The sequence below is a fragment of the Terriglobia bacterium genome, assembly GCA_020072565.1.
Taxonomy (GTDB): Bacteria; Acidobacteriota; UBA6911; order UBA6911; family UBA6911; genus JAFNAG01.
Genome location: JAIQGI010000021.1, coordinates 99,459 through 116,703, shown reverse-complemented (window position 1 = coordinate 116,703; position 17,245 = coordinate 99,459). Strand labels below are relative to the sequence as shown.

Sequence of the window (17,245 nt, the reverse complement as noted above, 5' to 3'; positions counted from 1 at the left end):
ACAGACGCCGTAAGAAATCCAGGTATGAAACGATTTGGTTTGGATGTTTGCTCCATGCTTTTCGACATCTCCAATCCGGGTGATGTGAGATTCCGAGTCGGTCCTGGTCCCAACAGATGAACAGGTTGCCCTCGCGGAATTTCACCCATTGCTCAAAAGTCGAATTCCCCTGAGGCCAAGCCGAGGCTACACATTGCCGTGTTGCGGTGTCCACAAACCTGCAGGCGATCGGTTCCGCACCGTAAGAGTCACAGTCAAATCTGGCAATGTATCCGCGTTTGTCCGCTGCGTATAGGCAGATAAAAATCACCATTCCCGACTGCTCTACCAGCTCCCAGAACCGCTGTCCGGTGCCATGCAAGAACTCAGGGGAGTTCAAGTCAGTGGTGAGTTTTTCAATCGGCAACGCCATTAGGCTCCGGCCCCGGCTTGACCAGCCAAACAGTCCTGCAACCAGAATGCAGCCCGATCTCGGTGCTCTCGTTAAGCGCCGGCCCGCTCGGGGATCCCTCCCGTAACTCGAGGTTGACGCACGCATCGGCGGCGACATGAAAATGGCGACACCCCCAACGGTGCACCCGTGCCCAAGTCGAGCGAGGGGGAAAATGGTGAGTCTGGCTCTCGCTTTCAAAATGCAGGTCAATGAAGACTCGGCGGTGACGCCAACGTTGGCCGTGCCTGACGCAATCCCCAACTTTAGAGTCTCGATCAAAGTTGAGGCCATTGACTCCTAAGTCGGCAGCCAGGTCCTCCGCCTCCAATTCAAGCTGACCTGCGATGCGATTGGCGAGGTCCTCGATTGATTCCTCGGTGGAAGCTTCACACTCAACAAAGCGGATAACCTTGTCCTGATCCTCGATAACTTCAATAAGAACTTTCATTCGATCGCTCCCTCCTTTGGAGCTAGAGTCACCATACACCGCTCTGCTTTCGTTGTCAAGCACATGCTTTTGATTAATAGCATAATCTTATGAATCAGGTTTAGATCAAAATATTATGCTTGACAAAGAAAGCAGCCGGCTGTATCTTATTGATTCATTGGTTCATTTGGGAGGTGACATGTCAACCCTGGGAGAATATCTCGCGGAACTAAGGCAGGGGAGAGGGCTAACCTTCCGTGACCTTGAAGAAAAGGCTCGTATCTCAAACGGCTATTTAAACTTGTTGGAACACGACCGGATAAAGAGTCCTTCTCCCGAAATCCTGTTTAAGCTAGCCAATTTTTACGGTGTCCCCTTATCGTTGCTGATGAAATTGGCGGGCTATCCGACGGAATCCGACGAGCGCAATGCGTCGGATCCCAATCGAGAGCTGGCTTCGGCGCTACTTGAAGACCTCACAAGAGAGGAACTGGAGCGCGTCCGAGATTTCGTCGGCTATCTGCGCGTGGAGCGACGCCAACGTAAGTAGATTTCTACCGTGGAGTACGTAACCTGAATCCGACCGTAGGAGGTGCGGAGTGAGCGTTCTTGCAGCCTTGGCAGCGAAGACAGCCAACGACGAAGAATTCCTTGGCAAGATTAACGATGCACTCTTGCAGCTGCAGCTTGAAGCAGCAGGCAAGGCCTCAGAACTGGGATACAAAAACGAAGACTTGGAGGCAAGTCGGAAGATTTTGTGCGAGTTTCTTGACATCCTCGCGAATGTGATTGGTCGCGCTCAGCGTAGGGAGCTATCGGACGGCAGGACGCAGGCAGAGCTGGCGGCCGAGAACATACTCTCACGACTTGATGAGCAAGGGAAACCTCGCGAAGACTGGGTCGAGGATATCGGCGAAGCCATCCAGCGATTGAGAGTCGAGGCTCCGATCGAAGCTGCAGATTGGGCCTTGCTCGAACAGCTAATCGACTTTTTGGATACCGAGCTCGCACAGGATCTTGTTGCCCTGAGCAAAGCGTGAAGGTATGAATGCGGAACTATATCGAAGCCAAGGTTATCGAATTCGGCGATAAGCTTGCAAACCAGAAGATGGTCCTCACCAACATCGCAGCTCGTGGAGATCATACTGGCGTCATAGCACACCTGCGCACAGTGTGCCAAGAGGCCGAGCAATTGCTCGTGCGGACTCGGAGGACACTTGCTCTAAACCTGCCTCAGCTGTTTCGGCGTCACCAAGTTGATCTCGTTCGCATCCGCGCTCGGCTGGAATTCTTGGAAGAGTGGTACTTGCCCACCCTCCTACAAGAGGGCGACGAGGAGCGGGCTGTCAGCCGGATCATTTCCCGTTTGTTGGATCAACTTCACGTACCGCATTTGGCAGATCAAGTTGTGTCTTTTAGCAGAGCGCTGTCGATGTATCCGGGCGTGCCGGAGCACCCGATTTTCTTCATGCCTCGATACACACGCGCAACCTTGTTGGATTGGACAGGCCTTTACCATGAAATCGGCCATGCGGTACACCAGAAATTTCCGGAGATCGGCGGGAGTCTCTCGAATGTGGTGCTCTTATATTGCCAGCGCCAACTGCGTCATGCGCCTGCCCTTTCTACGAGTCAACTTGACAAGCGAGCTGAACGCCTTCGTCAGACATTGCTCTATTGGAATAAGTACCGCTTGGAGGAGTTATTCTGCGATATCTTCGCGACGGTTGTCGCTGGACCGGCGCACCTTATGTCCTGGGTCGACATTTCCCTGACAAGCCCGCGGGACCCCTATCGATTCGACCCCGCTGATGAGCACCCTCCAAACGCTGCGCGAACACAAGCCTGCATGCTCGCGCTCGACGAAATCTATGCTGATGCCCCGCTCAGGAGATCAATCTGCAGATTATGGGAGGACTTCCTCAATCCACGCACAAAACCTCCTTTGTTCGACCAACTATGCCCATTTTTGCTAATCATGGATATCGTGCGGGTTGCCCAAGCCGAGATTGGGCATCGCGGCTTTCCGGTGTTTCGCTCAACTCTTCCCTTACCGCCGGATAGCCTGACGTACGAAAGAATCGATGACCTCCAAGAACTCGTGAACGTGGCAGCGGTAAACCTCATTTTCGCGCCAAGTGACTTTTCTGCCTGGCAGCAGAAAATCACCGGAAAGTTATTCACGATATGAAGATTTAGCTAAGGACTCCTGAGCATGGCCATCAAGATAGTGAACGCGTTTCAAGCCTGGTCGCACTCCCGAGCAAAGACAATGGCGACCTGCCAGCGTCAGTTTTATTTCACTTACTGTGCTGGGGCCCGTTGGGACCACCCCGACCTTCGCATGCGAGACCTGTTCCTCCTTAAACAGGTCAAGCCTGTCGCAATGTGGAAGGGCGACATTGTGCACCAAGCGATTGCAGAATACTTTCGCAATCTCACACTCGGTCGACGCCTCCTTCTGGCCGATGTTATCGAGTTCGCCGAACGGCTGGCGAAGCCGCAGTGGGCTTTTTCGCTAGCGAGGCGTTACCGCACTCAGGGCCGCAATCGAGCGGGGAAGGCATTCGCTGCATTGTTCGAACACGAGTACAACATCGGTGACGCCGAATCATTGGACGAAGCTTTGAGCCATATCCGGAAGTGCATTGCGAACTTCTTCCAGATCGATGCCCAAGAGGGCATTTCTGCCGCCTTCGTCGAAGGTCACGACCAGCTGGTTGAACCTCCCGCCTGGGGAAATGGCGCTACGATCTTTGAAATACCCGGTATCCGGGTAACCGTGAAAGTTGATTTGTCAATTGCGAGGAGGAATGGTCACTACGAAATCTTTGATTGGAAGACGGGAAAGACATCGGAAGATGCTACGTCGCAACTCGAACTCTATATTTTGTGGGCTCACGTCTCGCTCGGCTATCCGTTAAAGTCGATATCCGCACATGAGGTTTCTCTCTATACGGCTACCTGCTCGCCATATCAATTGACCGAGCCTGGAATGTATTACCGTTTGGCAGCGGTGCATCGCAGCTCCGATCTCATCAGTGTGCTCACTTCCTTAGTGGATACTCGAAGCCCGAATATCCGCGATTTTAATTATACGCGGTACGTCAGCACGTGCCGGAGGTGTCCGCTGCAACGCGTTTGTCAGGAGTTCTCATGAATATTGCCTATACGCTATTCGAAATCGTCAATGCTCAGCAACTCTCGTTTCGATATCGCCTTATTAAGGTGCGCGAGCCGCTCCCCGATGATGCTCGTCAACCGATCAGGCTCCAGCAGTGGGCGGACGAACTTTGGCGCCGCCGATTGCACTGCCCCGTTTTCCCCATGAGGCAGGGAAAGGACGCCTTCTTCCTCATTCCGGCCGACATCGGCCTAGATGGCGTGGATCTTAGCTACGTGGACGTACCGTGCTTCACATACCATGCTGACCCAACGGAAGAATACCGAGAGATCGCTCTCCCCACTGCGACGTCGCGAGAGGTTGAGCTCCTCGCGCGAATGCTAGAGCGACCGTTCTCCGATCGGCTCTCGTCCAGGGGACAAGATTTCTGGCGGGACACTTGGACGCGTTTCTTCAGGATGAAGGCCGAAAACGCTTCGCACGCCAGTGATACACTCAATGCCTTTCGAGGCATCTCGTTCTCCGTTGTGCCGATGCCACCCGAAAAGATCTATCTCGCCTTCGACGTCTTGACCAGGTATGTGGGCCGTTTGTCTTTGGCTGAGTACCGAGCACAGAATCGTGAATCGTTGCTTGAGCAGCACTGCTCGGTGCCGTTTGGGAAGCGCAGATGGTTTCTGCGCGATAATGGCTCCGCTAAATACAGGTGCATCTATGCAGGGGAAACCGGAAAATCAATCGGTGAGTACTACATAGAAGAGCTGGATATGACGGTTTTGGGCTACTACCAGCAGAAGTTCCCCAAGATCGCTCAGCTATTGGAGCCCTCAGATCCAGCTGTTTTCTGTGCTCGCAATAAGAAGGACGAAGACCCTGTGCCCGCTCCAGCAAGCCGACTGTTTCCGATCTTCCAGTTTGAACCAGGTTTTCGCCGGCACTGCTCAGTTTTACCACAATTGGCCCCCGACGAACGCCAGCAGGTAATTAGGGGATTAATTCACGATTTTGGTTCAGTGCGATACGGCGGAATTGAACTCGAGCTCAGCGATCGGTTGCTTACTTCCCAGGACACGTACTTCCCTGTTCCGAGGCTAGAATTTGGCCAAGGATACACGCTCGACATCAATGATTTGCGACGGACCAAAGGTGATTATCCTGTTGATGCATGGGGGGCATCAAAAATGCGGTCTCTTATTCAAGCTGGGCCGTATTTTCAGGAAGAATTTCCCCCTACAATTCTTCTCTATCCCGAAGGCTTAGATCGTCGGACCCGAGAGGAATTCATCCAGGCGATTAAAAAAGAACTGTCAATTCAAGCCAGTGGGTCATCTCCGACATTTACAAAACAGACGTCCTATGCCGCCGACGTAAATGGCCATGATCTCCTTGTCAAGACGAACGAACTAAAACAAAAGCATGGAGCACACGCGCTAGCAGTCTGCATCCTCTCTCGTTCATTTGACGATTACGTGCACAACCGGTTCAAGACCGAATGCGAAGACTTATTTTCCCAGTGCGTCAAAGAAGAGAACGTCCGCGAAGTAACGCTGCTCCGTGCTAAACGTCGAAATTTCGCGCTCGGCGTCATGATGGCCCTAGGATCTAAACCCTGGGTTCTTGCAACACCACTGCATGTCGACTTGCATATTGGCCTCGACGTCCTCGTTGATCAAGTTGCATACACTCTCCTTTATGGACAGGGTGGCCGCGATATTTTCCGCGATCGAGGTCACTCCGGTGGCGACGAACTTATCAAGACACGCCTCCTACGAGAGAAGCTGATTTCCGGCATCACGCGTGTCCACTCCCTTGGAGTAGAGGTAAACAGCTTCATCATTCACCGGGATGGACGTTGGTGGCCAAAAGAGACTGAGGCTCTGGAAGAGGCTGTTAGTTTCTTGAAAGGCGACGATCAGCAGACTCTTCCTTTAGATGTGCGCTACGCTGTTGCAGAAATACACAAATCACACTTTCCCATCCGCATTTTTAGCACTGAGTACAAGGCTGGGCGGCCGACTTTTAGGAATCCGTTTCCTGGTTGCTATCTCGTACTCGACCGGAACCGCGCGGTCCTGACCTCAACTGGCAGGCCGAGTGAATGGGATGAACAAGGCAGGACCGCAGGAACGATCCTCGTTCAGCTGGCTCATAATCCTGGTGTTCTCTCAATTGAAGATGTGGCGCGTGATGTTTTTTTTCTGACCCAACTCAATTGGAGCGCACCAGACATCGAGATTAATGCACCTGTTACGATCCGGTGGGCTGATGACATGCTTCGCGACTTGTACGTTGAGCCGGATCGCTGAGAACGATTCTCAGACCAGATTAGCTGTGTGAGCACCTCAGGCGAGACGCTCCCTGTCTTAGGGCGGCTGGCCGCAGTATCGGCATTTCCCTTCGGCCCTACCCAAGAATGCTAGGCTCTGCTTGGCGAAAGTGACCCGCCAGCACTTGTGACTGGGGGGATCCATCTCCACTGCACCCCTGCGAGCATTGCATGATTGGAACTTAAGTTGATTCTTCATTCCCCCTAAAGCTTCGATTCGGTCTTTTTTCCCGACCATGTCTGTTTGTGACGCTATGTGTCTGCCAAATAAGGAGTTGTGTGCATTATTAGATTGACAATGCATTGTCCGTTCGTTAAGATGTGCGCATGATTGAAAGGAAAAACCAAATGAACGAAATGACAATTGAACAGAAAGTCAGGGCGGCACGGAAGGCGATCGACAAGTTGATGGAAACGGTACCGCTAGAGGTCAACAACTTTGAAATTGATGCCAATTTCGTTCGGCGGTTCCGGTCGGTGCTGCGTACGCTTCGCCTTCCCTTTCATGATTTTGCGGAGACGATGGACTCGATCATCCGGGTTGAATTTGCGCACGACGCCTACTCCTCTGCGTTTGATCAGTTCCTTTTCTGCACGGCAGCCTGAGGGGTGCAATCCATGAAAGCTACCTACAAGATCCCGGAACAGAACCTGGAGGAATTGAGAGACAGGATTGAGAAGCTGAACCGGCGATGCGCTCTGATCGGCATGCCTCACATCACTTTGACGTTGACCGGCGAGGAGATGGTGGTCGAGAAGAAGTTCGTCCCCCGCCCTTTCACTGAAGATGAGATCCTTTGGGGCGGCGCCGGCGGATCGATGGTCGAAATCGTCCGCCGCGTCTTTGAGCTCGAGGTCGAAGGCGAGACGCCCAAATACGAAGGTTGGGAATTCGTAGCCGCTATCCAGCACGAAGAAGCCGGCAACATCCTCCGGACCGTGCCGGGATTCGAGGGCGAGATCCCTCAGCAGTACCGGACGGCACAAAGGTGGTGCGACTACTGCAAGATCGACCGGGGCTGGAAGGACACCTACTTGGTCCGCCACGACGACGGGTCTTGGAAGCAGGTCGGCCGCAATTGCCTGAAGGACTTTATGGGCCATGCGAACCCGCACCAGCTTGCGGAATTCGCGGAAATCCTGATTGATCTCGGCGATCTGTGCACGAGCGCCGGCGACGACGATTGGATGGGCGGCTGCGAGCCGGTTGCGCGGTCGTGGTCGATTGAAACGTGGGTGGCGATCACCGTGGCCTACATCCGAACGGAGGGCTGGGTCAGCAGGAAGGAACAGGACGTCAAGATGCTGACCGCGACGGTCGGCCGGGTGCTCGATCACGTGGACCCGCGATATCGGGGGAAGCGGGCGGAGGTGATTAATTCCGACTGCGCCGAGGCCAAGGCCGCAATCGAGTGGGCGCGAAACCTGCCTGCGGATCTCAGCAGCGATTACCTATGGAATCTTCGGGTTGCCTGTTCCAGCGATTACGTTACCGCCAGATCCGCCGGGATCGTATGCTCGCTGATTGTGAGCTATCGGCGAGCGATGGAGCGCGAGATTGAGCGCCGCAAGCGGTTTCAGAGCGACAAGGACAGTCGGTTTTTCGGCGAGGTCGGCAAGCGGGCCGTCTACGAACTGACCGTGACCTTTACCAAGGAAATCGATAGCAATTACGGATTGATGACGCTTGTGAAATTCCGCGACCAGAACGGAAACGTAGCCACCTGGTTTGCCTCAGGCCGGCCGTCTTGGTTCGAAATGGGGGAGACGCATAAGGTGAAGGCGACCGTGAAAAAGCACGAGCTTTACCAGGGCATCCAGCAGACGATCCTTACCAGGGTGGCTGAGGTCAAGCCAAAACCAGTTGTTCCGGAGTACACGGAGATGCTGGCGGCCGAGGAGGCGATAGCCCTCGGGCTGTAGCAATCAATCACTCGCCGGCGGCGGGACCAGGAGGTACGCGATGAGGTACAACATTCACATTTTTGCAGTTGTCCGGGTGAAGGTGCCGGGTATTGGGGCCGGTTCGCATCGGGACGCAATCAAGAAGGCAGTAGAGGCGACGGACCTGGGTGATTTGTTCGATCGGGAGAGCCCCATGTCCGGCATCGAACATATCGAATTCGGCGATGAGATTTCGCACTACCTGGTAGACGAAGTCGGCGACGAGGAGTACAGGCGCTCTACCTTTTACTACGACGCCCGCCATCAGGAAGTGATCAGCAACGACAAATCAGATGGAGTTGAAGTCTACACCGAGGAGCCAGAGCCCGATATCCCGGACTCCGAGTCGTGTGCAGGAGGAAATGAGCATGAGCCAGTTCCCTAACTTGGCCGAAGGTGAAACGCACATCGTCAGGGTCGTCGAGCCCTGCGATTGCACCGCCTGCAAGGACGGCAGCCCGTGGTTTTTATGCCGGAATCCCCGAGAAATTGCCCGTTACGAAGTCACCAGCTCCAGCGCCATCAAGATCATCCGTGAGCTGCACCCGGGCATGGACCTGGTCTATTAAACGGAGCCCGATTCCCCATGATCATAGTCCACAGCGGCTATCAAGAGAGGGGCAGGCGGATCAAACTCACGTCCGATAGAGATTGCCTGCCGGCTGACATCAGCCACTACGGTCAACGGGTGCTGCCAGACATTGAGGCTGTGAAGGCATGCGTCGCAATGCTTGAATGCGCTGGTTTTGCTGTCTGCGCCGATTTCGAAGACTGGTTCTACGAAACGGTGACCGCCTGATGACGGACAACCCGGAGGCTCACATGAAAGGTAGACAGATCAATCTGAGGCAGTGGATGCAGGCAAATCTTATCCAGCGCCAGGAGTGGCTGCAAGTCGGCGTCGAATTAGATGACTCTTCGAGAATTGCATTGAACTGGGCATACGCGTTCAAGGACGCCGGCGCCCACATCAGCAGTGAGCAAATCCTCACGGTGTACGAATCGATGACAGGAGGGAGCAGAGCGTGAAACTCAAACAAATCATAAAAATCGCAGATCAGGCCTATAGCGACGACGGGGCAGTTGAACGCGCCTTCGCGGCAGAAACGGGTTCCATTGACGAGTTGCTCGTCGGCGACTCATTGGCAGTCTTCATCGCCAGGGAAATCAAAGAAACCCACGACCCGGAGGCAACCAAGGAGGAACAACTCGACGAGGCCTACCGGGTAATGTCGGTTGCCCACGAGCAACTTGAGAATGTGCTCAACGCACTGGCGCTGGCAAGTACGAAGCGCCTGCCGAAAAGGGTAGCCGTGCACGACTCCGGAAACGACGACAAACAAGCCCATAAAGGAGGGATCGCGTGAGCAACGACAATTGGGAAGCGGCGGAGATAATCTCGGTCTACGATGACAGCCAGGCAATCGAAGACGGCGTCATCGTGGATATCTCAGGGTTGGGACTGGAATTCCAAGGCCGGCCACTCAATCGCATGACCTGCGGCTTGTGGGAGGACTTTCAACCCTTCATCACCTTCGAGACCACCTACCCGGGAGTTCAAGCGCCGACTCCAATGCAGGAGCTGAGAAAGATAATGCGCATGAAGCTCCAACTTGCAAGGTGCAAGGGCGGCATCTGGACGCTCCCGCCGGGATTATGGCTGATCGAGAACGAAGTCGGCGGATGGACCGCGATGAAACCTGGGGAGTACTAGGAGGCGCGCATGAAGAAGGTCGAAGATCTGACGGTTGACGAGCTTAGAGAAATCGTCGGTGCGGTGCAGGAGATCCTATATCTCGACATCACCTATTCAAAGGGGCCGGGCGAAGACATCGAAATGTGGAACCAGAACAAGGAATGGGAAATCGAGAACCTGGAGGCCATCGCATTTCAACTGAGGGCTCACGGACTCGAGCCGGAAGAACAGCCTGAGGGAGCAGAAAAAAACGACAGGGCATGATTTTCTTTTGCTCTATTAGATTGACAATGCATTGTCAGTACGATAGAATTAGTTCATAAAATCAGGAGACAAAGCCAATGAAAAACACCCAGGCGCCACAGATGACGGTAGATCAGAAGGTTCGCGCGGCCCGCAAGGCGATTGACAGGCTAATGATGGCCGAAGCTGACCTGATCGATAGGATGGACTGCGAGGTGGCGGCATTTTTGACTGTCCGGCGCTTCCGGTCGGTCCTGCGCTCCTTGCACCTGAGCTTCCGACAGTTCGCGGACGCGATGGACGACCTGATCCGCATCGAACTCAGCCGCGGAAATGACTCGGTGGCCCTGGACCAATTCTATTTCTGTACGGCGGCCTAAAACACGCCGAGCGGAGTGGCATACAACTGCGGAGAATCACATGGCATATGACGCGAAGAAAGACATCACGGTTGCGAGCAGGGTGGCGCTCAACGACGGCACGAACACTCTGATCGTGTGCATCCAGCGATACAACGGCGGCGAGCCCAAAATCCAAATCTCGCGCACGGTGAAGCTCAATAACGGCGAGAGTCAGTACGTGAAACAGGGCCGGCTGTCGTTCTCGGAGTGGGAAGCGGTGAACCAGGCAGTCGGCGAGATGCAGGCAGAACTGAAAGCGGCGAAATAACGAGGGGCATGATGCCAAGAGGAATGTTGGTTTCAATCTTGAAAGACGCCGACGGCCACGACTGTACGAATCACGGCCTGACATCGCGGATCAAGGAGGCGGTCCTGGTTGGCGCCGGAATTCCGGGATTGGCCGAAGCTGGCCCGGACCTCCCTGCTCTGTACGTCTATCCGTGGTGCGGGCACTACAAGACAGTGCCGGAAGAGGCCATCGGTTTCGAGGAAGTCAGCGGCAGACATGTGGCGAACGGGAAGATTCCCATATTCCAGCATCAATGGATGTTTGGTGGCAATTGGGTTTGGTCGTCGGACTCGCGTTTCCCGGCCGTGGCGCCGATCCCGGTTCATGACAGGATGGAGGGCGAATGATTCGTGCAATTGATCCAGTCACGGAGGTCGAGGCCAAGGGCCGCAACGGATATTTCAAAGTGGCACGCGCCGTGACCTTCGCCACCGAGGACGGGAAGTACGCCGACATCTGCTTCTACTCGAAGCGACAGGGCGACAGCGCCCCCCTCATCATCAAAGGGGAGCCGGCAGCCCTTAAGGCCCTTCTCGGTTTGCTTTACAACAGCATTTAGGAGGTGCAGTGATGGCCGCACTAAACCGCTTACGACGATACCAGGTTCATGGCAGACGGTTACTTTGCCACCCTGAATGTATCAGTGGATTCCGCGAGGACCGGCGGGCCGGCCTGATCTACGGCCCCTACATGCTCAGCAATGGCAGGTTCGCGATAGATGCAGAAGAGGCGTCACAGAAAGAGCGGTTCTGCCCCTACTGCGGTCGGAGGTAGTGAGACAAAAATGGATGCAAGAACAAGAAGGCAGATCAACCGGGAGTTATTCGACCTGACCCGCACGAATCCAACCCTCGGGAGCGGCATCGGCCAAACGATCGAGATCATCCAGAAGCACCTGGGCGAGGACGCGGCGGACGTCGTGAGCGGAATCTACTGCGGCGAATTCGGCGAATCCCGCGAAATCATCCCCGGGCACAACTCCGCGCTCGTCCTCCAATGGGGCCATAAGCGGCTGGAAGTGGCCTACGTGAGCTGAGGATGCAAGTGGGCAGCCAGATCAAAACTCTGGCCCACCGCAGAGTGGGCAATCGCACTCATGATCGAAATGAGGTCCACGAACCAAACTGGCCGAGCGCAATAATTTCCACCACCAACCCGCACCAAACCACCGCAGCAAAACCCGCAGGCCATCGTACCTGCGGTTCCCCTGTCACAGCCCACAGAAACAGTGTCAACATCCGCCACATGCGAATACTTGCCTCCACCCAACCGCCTGAGGCAATTGGTAAGCTTTTTGACCGCCTCGGATTACTATCCCGTTCCTCGCGGATGTCCCCCGCAACTAGGGTTTGCGATTTCAAAGCACGAGGGGGTTATTTGAGCCGACGAAGCTGACTGACATTCCGCAAAGCCGAGGTGTGCAAATTCCGCACCCACGACGCGATTTTGGTGTAAGATGCGTCGTTGCGGACATTTTCGGGCGCAGGAGTAGTCCGAGAGGCCCGAAAAAGTTGATTCACATCCCAAATCAGAAGCAGGCTAAAAGTCACACCCGGCTGCGATCCGGAAACGCAGCAAATTTCGACTATCAGTCGAAAGCTGAACAAAACGGGCGCGACCGTAAGACACGGAGGCGACGATGTATACGAAAGTGTGGATCGGAATTGCGGTTGTGGTTGCCGCGATCGCCGGAATTTTCGCGATCGTCCACTGGAAACCGCGGACTGCCTCTGAAATCCAGGTGGGGGCCATACTCCCACTAACGGGAGATGTAGCGTCGTACGGGGTGGCCGTTCAGCAAGGAATCGAGTTGGCGGTCGACAAGGAGAATCGATCGGGGGGCGTTAATGGGCGGCGCTTGTCAATCTTGTATGAGGACGATAAGGGCGAGCCCAAACAAGGCGTCGCCGCAGCACAGAAGTTGATCTCGATGGCCCACGTTCAGGTCATCATAGGCGCCGTGCCATCCAGCGTTACGCTTGCGATCGCCCCCATTGCCGAACGCTCAAGAGTAATCCTGTTCTCGCCTGCATCGAGCTCACCCAAATTGACGACGGCGGGCGACTACATCTTCCGTAATTATCCCTCAGATGAGCTGGAGGGGCGCTTAGTGGCTCAGTTTGCTGTTGAGCACGGGTTTTCTACAGCCGCGATCCTGACGATTAACAACGATTATGGAAACGGGCTGAACGACGTTTTCCTGAAGACGTATGTAAATCAAGGCGGCAGAGTTCTGCTGAACGACAAATACAGCCAAGGATCTGGAGACTATCGCACAATACTCACAAAAATCAAAGGCCGGAGTCCCAAGTGTGTTTTTATCGTCGGCTACGGCAAAGAGCTCGGCACCATAGTCCGGCAAGCCCGAGAACTCGGACTGGAGGTACAATTCCTATCGACGGTAAATTTCCAGGACACTGAGACGCTCGTCACGGGAGGGAAGGCTGTTGAAGGCACAATCTACTCGTCCGCCATATTTGACGCCGAATCGCTAGACCCCAAAATCAATGAATTCATAAGCACGTTCAAGAGCAGATTCGGCAAAGATCCTGATGTCTGGTCCGCACATGGTTACGATGCGCTGATGATCATCGTTGAAGCGATGCGGAAACGGGGCACAGACGCCGACAGCGTCAAGCAAGCTTTGTACGAGATCCGCGACTTCCCGGGAGTGGCGGGTAAAACAAGCATTGACCAAAACGGCGATCCCATCAAGGCCGCCAGATTCATGACGATCAAGGACGCCCACTTCACTCCATTCACCGAATCCAATCCCCCAAGGCAAAAATGAGGGCGTGGCCATGTCCTTTCGTAGCGGATTGAACAAAATCTTTGCAATTAGACTATCGCCCCACCAGCGGTTCGCTGTATGGTCCATCGTCATTCTTTATGCGATTGCGACTCTCTCTTTTCTCGGTAACATCCTTTCCGCTGACGAGTGGAGGACTAAGTATGTCTCCATGTGGTTCCTTGTGACGGTTATCCTTATACCGTTCGTGAGCATTGCCTTCTCTTGCGCGATCCAGATCGTCACCCTTTTTATGGACATGCGTTCCCGTGAGCTCCAATATAGCCGCCAATCTCAATTTATGGCTGCGCTTGAACAATGCCGCGACAGCTCGGTTGTTAGCCGCGCGTTCCTAACTTATTTATTGCAGGACTGGGCCGTCTGCATGGCCAAGCTCCAAAACGGTGTCGTCACGATTCAATCAAATTACTGGTCGGTCTGCGCCAATCTCTACGACTTCGCCCATGACAGCGTTGAGTGCACTAGTCTGGTACCACTCAAGTATTGGGATGAACTCAACCCCATAGACAGCAACAAGGAACTCCTGGACTACAAGGATTTGCAGGTCCGAAAACTTATTGCCCACGGTGTAAAGGTTAAGCGCACATTCATTCTACACAAATCAGACTATTCCGTTAGGGAAGACTGCGACCGCTTTTTGAGTATTGTGACCCGCCAGATGACCGAAGGCTTTATGATCTATTTTATTATCGTCGACGATTTCGATCTGCAGCCAGAACTCAAGGATGCGCTACTTAAGGACTTCGCACTCATCGATGACAAGATTTTGATGCTGGGAAGGGTCTCGGGATTAAATCAGAGTGTATACCACTACGATTTCTTCGAGCTCCAGACAATTCAAAAAGATCCGGCCTTGTTCCAGCCCGCTTTGCGGGTATTCAAGAATCCGAACAATGTCGTTGCTGGGGATAGGCCGGAGTTGTTGATTGCAACCCACCGGAAAAAGATCGATCAATTCGAGAAGCTGGCCGATGCATCATATTTGGCAGAAAAACAGGCTATCGGGCAGCACATCACGAGGTTGAAATACTGATGCCTAACTCGTTTCCGTCGGCGCGCGACAGAATCTTGCGATGGACCGCAATCTATGAATTGCAAGGTCAGCGTTGGGGTTCTCTACCGAGTTTGGTTGCGCACATGGCCTTAACGGAGATCTCAAAAGCGGATGGACTTAGAGGAAGGGTTATTGACATTGGATGCGGTTACGGTAGGGATCTAGAACTCTTCCGATCGGTATTCGCCCACCTTGAGCTTAGCGGCCTGGATGCATCCCCGTCTGCCATTGAAACCGCGCGGCGGAAGATTCCAGGTTTGCGTATAATCAATGCGGATATTTTTCAGTACGGTCATGAGGCCGATACGAATCGCTACCACGTCGCGTTTGCCAATTATTTCTTGCACCTGTTCTCGGATGCCGAAGTGCTGAGGATTATGCGTACCATGGGTGCGATAGTTCGCCGGGAAGGTCGTGTCGTGGCTTCGTTCGTTTCGGTGAGGGATCGCCACTATGGGAAGGGCAGTAAGCTCTGCGAGCGATGTTATGAGGTCACCAAGGGTATTCCGTGGCGGTTTCGCGACCGCGAGGAGATCTTAAATCTTTGCCGGTCTTCCGGCCTAGAGGCTGCCACTATCCAGGAATTCGAGGAGGTCGAACTCGTACAGGGCAGGCCCGATCCCGTGGTTGGTTTCTATCTGGTCGCAAAGCGACCGGAGCGCAAATGATATCCCAGCTTGTCGCGAACGCGCTCATTGCTGCGTCGCACCTGGCGCTCCTGAGTGTCGGGTTCGGCCTGATCTATGGATGCGGACGGTTCTTCCACTTCGCTCACGGCGCCATTTTCGCCTTTGGTGGGTATACAGCCTTCCTTCTCGTACAATTGCTCTCTATGCCTGCATGGTTTGCGTTTTCTGCAGCTCCCTTAATTGCGGCAGGTCTCGGAGCAGTGCTCGAGCTGGTTGCTTATCGCCCGCTTCGCGTAAGGGGCGCCACGGGCTTGGTTATGCTAATCGCATCGATGGGTGCGTATATTGTCATTCAACATGCACTTGCTCTCGGATTTGGGGACGATACCAAGAGGATTCAATGGAAGCCCTCCATCATGCCAATCGAAATCCTCGGAGGCCGCCTTACTGGACTTCAAGTGACAACAATTGCTCTCTCTGTCGTCGTCCTTGGCGTTCTATGTGCGATCCTGCATTGGACTCGGTACGGCAAATTGCTACGAGCCGTTGCAGACAATCCTGAGCTTGCGATCATCATTGGCATTGACTCCGCACATGTCCTACTGGCCGCATCGGTTATTGGTTCTTTTCTTGCAGGAATCGCGGGGCTGCTGTTTGCACTGGAGGTGAATCTCACCCCGACAATGGGAATGACTCCACTGCTCTTGGCCGTCGTTGCGGTGATAGTGGGAGGCATCGGAAGCCGGTCCGGAACGATTTTAGCCTCCATCGCAATCGGCGTGCTACAACAGGCTGCGGTATGGGTGCTAAGCTCTGAGTGGCAGGAGGCGGTGGTTTATGCATTGCTTCTTGCATTGCTCCTGATTAGACCAGAGGGTCTGGCACGAAGGCGGCCCGCGAAGTGGAGTCTTTAAGGGGAACGGCCGTGGACTATTTTCTTCATATCGCCATCGTCATTGGAATCTTCATCATACTGTCGGTCTCGCTCGATCTGATGGCTGGCTATACCGGCATGTTGTCACTCGCGCACGCTGCCTTTTTTGGTGTGGGTGCTTACTCATACGCCCTACTGGCTACACGAGTTCATGTCAACTTTCTAACTGCGACGTTTTTCGCAATGATGATCAGCTCACTGCTAGGTGCACTAATTGGGTACCCTAGTCTTCGGATACGGCTTGATTACTTCGCGATCACAACGCTTGCCCTTCAGGTGGTTTTGGTTTCGGTCTTTAACAATCTAGTATCCGTGACGGGCGGCCCCATGGGATTTACCGACATAGCCCAAGCTTCAGTGGGTAACTGGGTCGTAACGACGAAGGCGGGTTACCTTGTGTTGACTGGAGCGACAGCCCTAATGGTTATTGCAGTCTCGTGGCTGATTGTGTCGGGCTCCACGGGAAGAGTGTTGCGTGCCATTCGGGAGGACGAGGTGTTTACGGAGTCGTTAGGTATCAATGTTGCCTCGTACAAAATTGTAATTACTGCTATTAGCGCGAGCCTGGCATCGTTGGCTGGGTGTGTTTATGCCGCATATTTTAGCTTCATAGACCCCAGCAGTTTTTCGCTAAGCGAATCGATTTTCATTATTTCAATCGTAATTGTCGGCGGCGCAGGCAGCATTTCTGGCCCAGTGGTAGGGGCATGCGTTCTTGTCAGCCTTCCCGAAGCTTTGCGCTTTTTGGGCCTACCGAGTGCCGTTGCCGCGAATTTGCGGCAGATCATTTACGGCCTTCTGTTGATAGTGCTCATGTTGTGGCGGCCTCGGGGTTTCCGGGGCACATTTGGTTTTGGGAGTAGGATCCAGTGAGTTTTGAGTGTGTCCAGATCTGCAAGTCTTTTGATGGGTCCGTGGCTTTAGCGAGCGTGTCTC

24 protein-coding genes are annotated in these 17,245 nt (G+C 54.0%); 23 read left to right on the top strand and 1 reads right to left on the bottom strand.

The window, feature by feature from the left end; genetic code table 11:
- Positions 1 to 395 precede the first annotated feature (395 nt).
- Entirely contained in the window at positions 396 to 881 is a 486-nt protein-coding gene (locus LAP85_15345) for a hypothetical protein (GenBank protein ID MBZ5497777.1), read from the bottom strand.
- A 178-nt stretch (positions 882 to 1,059) separates the two neighbouring features.
- Between LAP85_15345 and LAP85_15340 the strand changes: the two genes are divergently transcribed.
- From LAP85_15340 to LAP85_15230, 23 genes are all read left to right on the top strand, one after another.
- Positions 1,060 to 1,410: a helix-turn-helix domain-containing protein gene (locus LAP85_15340; protein MBZ5497776.1), complete on the top strand. Its 351-nt coding sequence runs from the start codon at positions 1,060 to 1,062 to the stop codon at positions 1,408 to 1,410.
- A gap of 49 nt (positions 1,411 to 1,459) precedes the next feature.
- On the top strand, positions 1,460 to 1,900 hold the full coding sequence (locus tag LAP85_15335) for a hypothetical protein (protein MBZ5497775.1): 441 nt from the start codon (positions 1,460 to 1,462) through the stop codon (positions 1,898 to 1,900).
- Between the two features lie 8 nt (positions 1,901 to 1,908).
- The gene (locus tag LAP85_15330; GenBank protein ID MBZ5497774.1) at positions 1,909 to 3,051 is read left to right on the top strand and encodes a hypothetical protein; all 1,143 of its coding nucleotides are present in this window, start codon (positions 1,909 to 1,911) and stop codon (positions 3,049 to 3,051) included.
- Positions 3,052 to 3,075: 24 nt separating this feature from the next.
- The gene (locus LAP85_15325) at positions 3,076 to 4,020 is read left to right on the top strand and encodes a PD-(D/E)XK nuclease family protein (protein MBZ5497773.1); all 945 of its coding nucleotides are present in this window, start codon (positions 3,076 to 3,078) and stop codon (positions 4,018 to 4,020) included.
- Positions 4,017 to 6,290 carry a hypothetical protein gene (locus LAP85_15320; GenBank protein MBZ5497772.1) on the top strand — a complete coding sequence of 758 codons (2,274 nt, stop codon included), beginning with the start codon at positions 4,017 to 4,019 and terminating at the stop codon, positions 6,288 to 6,290. The genes LAP85_15325 and LAP85_15320 overlap by 4 nt, the downstream gene beginning before the upstream one ends.
- Positions 6,291 to 6,658: 368 nt before the next feature.
- The gene (locus tag LAP85_15315) at positions 6,659 to 6,916 is read left to right on the top strand and encodes a hypothetical protein (protein MBZ5497771.1); all 258 of its coding nucleotides are present in this window, start codon (positions 6,659 to 6,661) and stop codon (positions 6,914 to 6,916) included.
- Positions 6,917 to 6,928: 12 nt separating this feature from the next.
- Entirely contained in the window at positions 6,929 to 8,233 is a 1,305-nt protein-coding gene (locus LAP85_15310) for a hypothetical protein (GenBank protein MBZ5497770.1), read from the top strand.
- Positions 8,234 to 8,273: 40 nt separating this feature from the next.
- A complete protein-coding gene (locus LAP85_15305; GenBank protein MBZ5497769.1) occupies positions 8,274 to 8,639 on the top strand; it encodes a hypothetical protein in 366 nt (121 codons plus the stop codon).
- Positions 8,623 to 8,823 carry a hypothetical protein gene (locus tag LAP85_15300; protein MBZ5497768.1) on the top strand — a complete coding sequence of 67 codons (201 nt, stop codon included), beginning with the start codon at positions 8,623 to 8,625 and terminating at the stop codon, positions 8,821 to 8,823. Before LAP85_15305 ends, LAP85_15300 begins: the two co-directional genes overlap by 17 nt.
- Before the next feature lie 253 nt (positions 8,824 to 9,076).
- A complete protein-coding gene (locus LAP85_15295; protein ID MBZ5497767.1) occupies positions 9,077 to 9,283 on the top strand; it encodes a hypothetical protein in 207 nt (68 codons plus the stop codon).
- Entirely contained in the window at positions 9,280 to 9,621 is a 342-nt protein-coding gene (locus tag LAP85_15290) for a hypothetical protein (GenBank protein MBZ5497766.1), read from the top strand. Before LAP85_15295 ends, LAP85_15290 begins: the two co-directional genes overlap by 4 nt.
- A complete protein-coding gene (locus LAP85_15285; protein MBZ5497765.1) occupies positions 9,618 to 9,968 on the top strand; it encodes a hypothetical protein in 351 nt (116 codons plus the stop codon). The genes LAP85_15290 and LAP85_15285 overlap by 4 nt, the downstream gene beginning before the upstream one ends.
- Before the next feature lie 9 nt (positions 9,969 to 9,977).
- Positions 9,978 to 10,214, top strand: a complete 237-nt coding sequence (locus LAP85_15280; GenBank protein ID MBZ5497764.1) for a hypothetical protein — start codon at positions 9,978 to 9,980, stop codon at positions 10,212 to 10,214.
- 77 nt (positions 10,215 to 10,291) lie between these two features.
- Complete coding sequence (locus LAP85_15275; protein ID MBZ5497763.1) at positions 10,292 to 10,573, top strand: hypothetical protein; 282 nt, start codon at positions 10,292 to 10,294, stop codon at positions 10,571 to 10,573.
- Positions 10,574 to 10,613: 40 nt separating this feature from the next.
- Positions 10,614 to 10,862 (top strand): hypothetical protein, encoded by a 249-nt coding sequence (locus tag LAP85_15270; protein MBZ5497762.1) that lies wholly within the window; start codon positions 10,614 to 10,616, stop codon positions 10,860 to 10,862.
- Positions 10,863 to 10,885: 23 nt separating this feature from the next.
- A complete protein-coding gene (locus tag LAP85_15265; GenBank protein MBZ5497761.1) occupies positions 10,886 to 11,230 on the top strand; it encodes a hypothetical protein in 345 nt (114 codons plus the stop codon).
- Positions 11,227 to 11,442 (top strand): hypothetical protein, encoded by a 216-nt coding sequence (locus tag LAP85_15260; GenBank protein ID MBZ5497760.1) that lies wholly within the window; start codon positions 11,227 to 11,229, stop codon positions 11,440 to 11,442. The genes LAP85_15265 and LAP85_15260 overlap by 4 nt, the downstream gene beginning before the upstream one ends.
- Before the next feature lie 225 nt (positions 11,443 to 11,667).
- Positions 11,668 to 11,919 (top strand): hypothetical protein, encoded by a 252-nt coding sequence (locus LAP85_15255; protein MBZ5497759.1) that lies wholly within the window; start codon positions 11,668 to 11,670, stop codon positions 11,917 to 11,919.
- Positions 11,920 to 12,522: 603 nt separating this feature from the next.
- A complete protein-coding gene (locus tag LAP85_15250; GenBank protein MBZ5497758.1) occupies positions 12,523 to 13,674 on the top strand; it encodes an ABC transporter substrate-binding protein in 1,152 nt (383 codons plus the stop codon).
- Between the two features lie 10 nt (positions 13,675 to 13,684).
- The gene (locus tag LAP85_15245; protein ID MBZ5497757.1) at positions 13,685 to 14,725 is read left to right on the top strand and encodes a hypothetical protein; all 1,041 of its coding nucleotides are present in this window, start codon (positions 13,685 to 13,687) and stop codon (positions 14,723 to 14,725) included.
- A 104-nt stretch (positions 14,726 to 14,829) separates the two neighbouring features.
- Positions 14,830 to 15,414 carry a class I SAM-dependent methyltransferase gene (locus tag LAP85_15240; GenBank protein ID MBZ5497756.1) on the top strand — a complete coding sequence of 195 codons (585 nt, stop codon included), beginning with the start codon at positions 14,830 to 14,832 and terminating at the stop codon, positions 15,412 to 15,414.
- Positions 15,411 to 16,289, top strand: coding sequence for a branched-chain amino acid ABC transporter permease (locus LAP85_15235; protein MBZ5497755.1), 879 nt, complete (start codon positions 15,411 to 15,413; stop codon positions 16,287 to 16,289). Before LAP85_15240 ends, LAP85_15235 begins: the two co-directional genes overlap by 4 nt.
- Positions 16,290 to 16,324: 35 nt before the next feature.
- The gene (locus LAP85_15230; GenBank protein MBZ5497754.1) at positions 16,325 to 17,182 is read left to right on the top strand and encodes a branched-chain amino acid ABC transporter permease; all 858 of its coding nucleotides are present in this window, start codon (positions 16,325 to 16,327) and stop codon (positions 17,180 to 17,182) included.
- Positions 17,183 to 17,245: the final 63 nt, after the last annotated feature.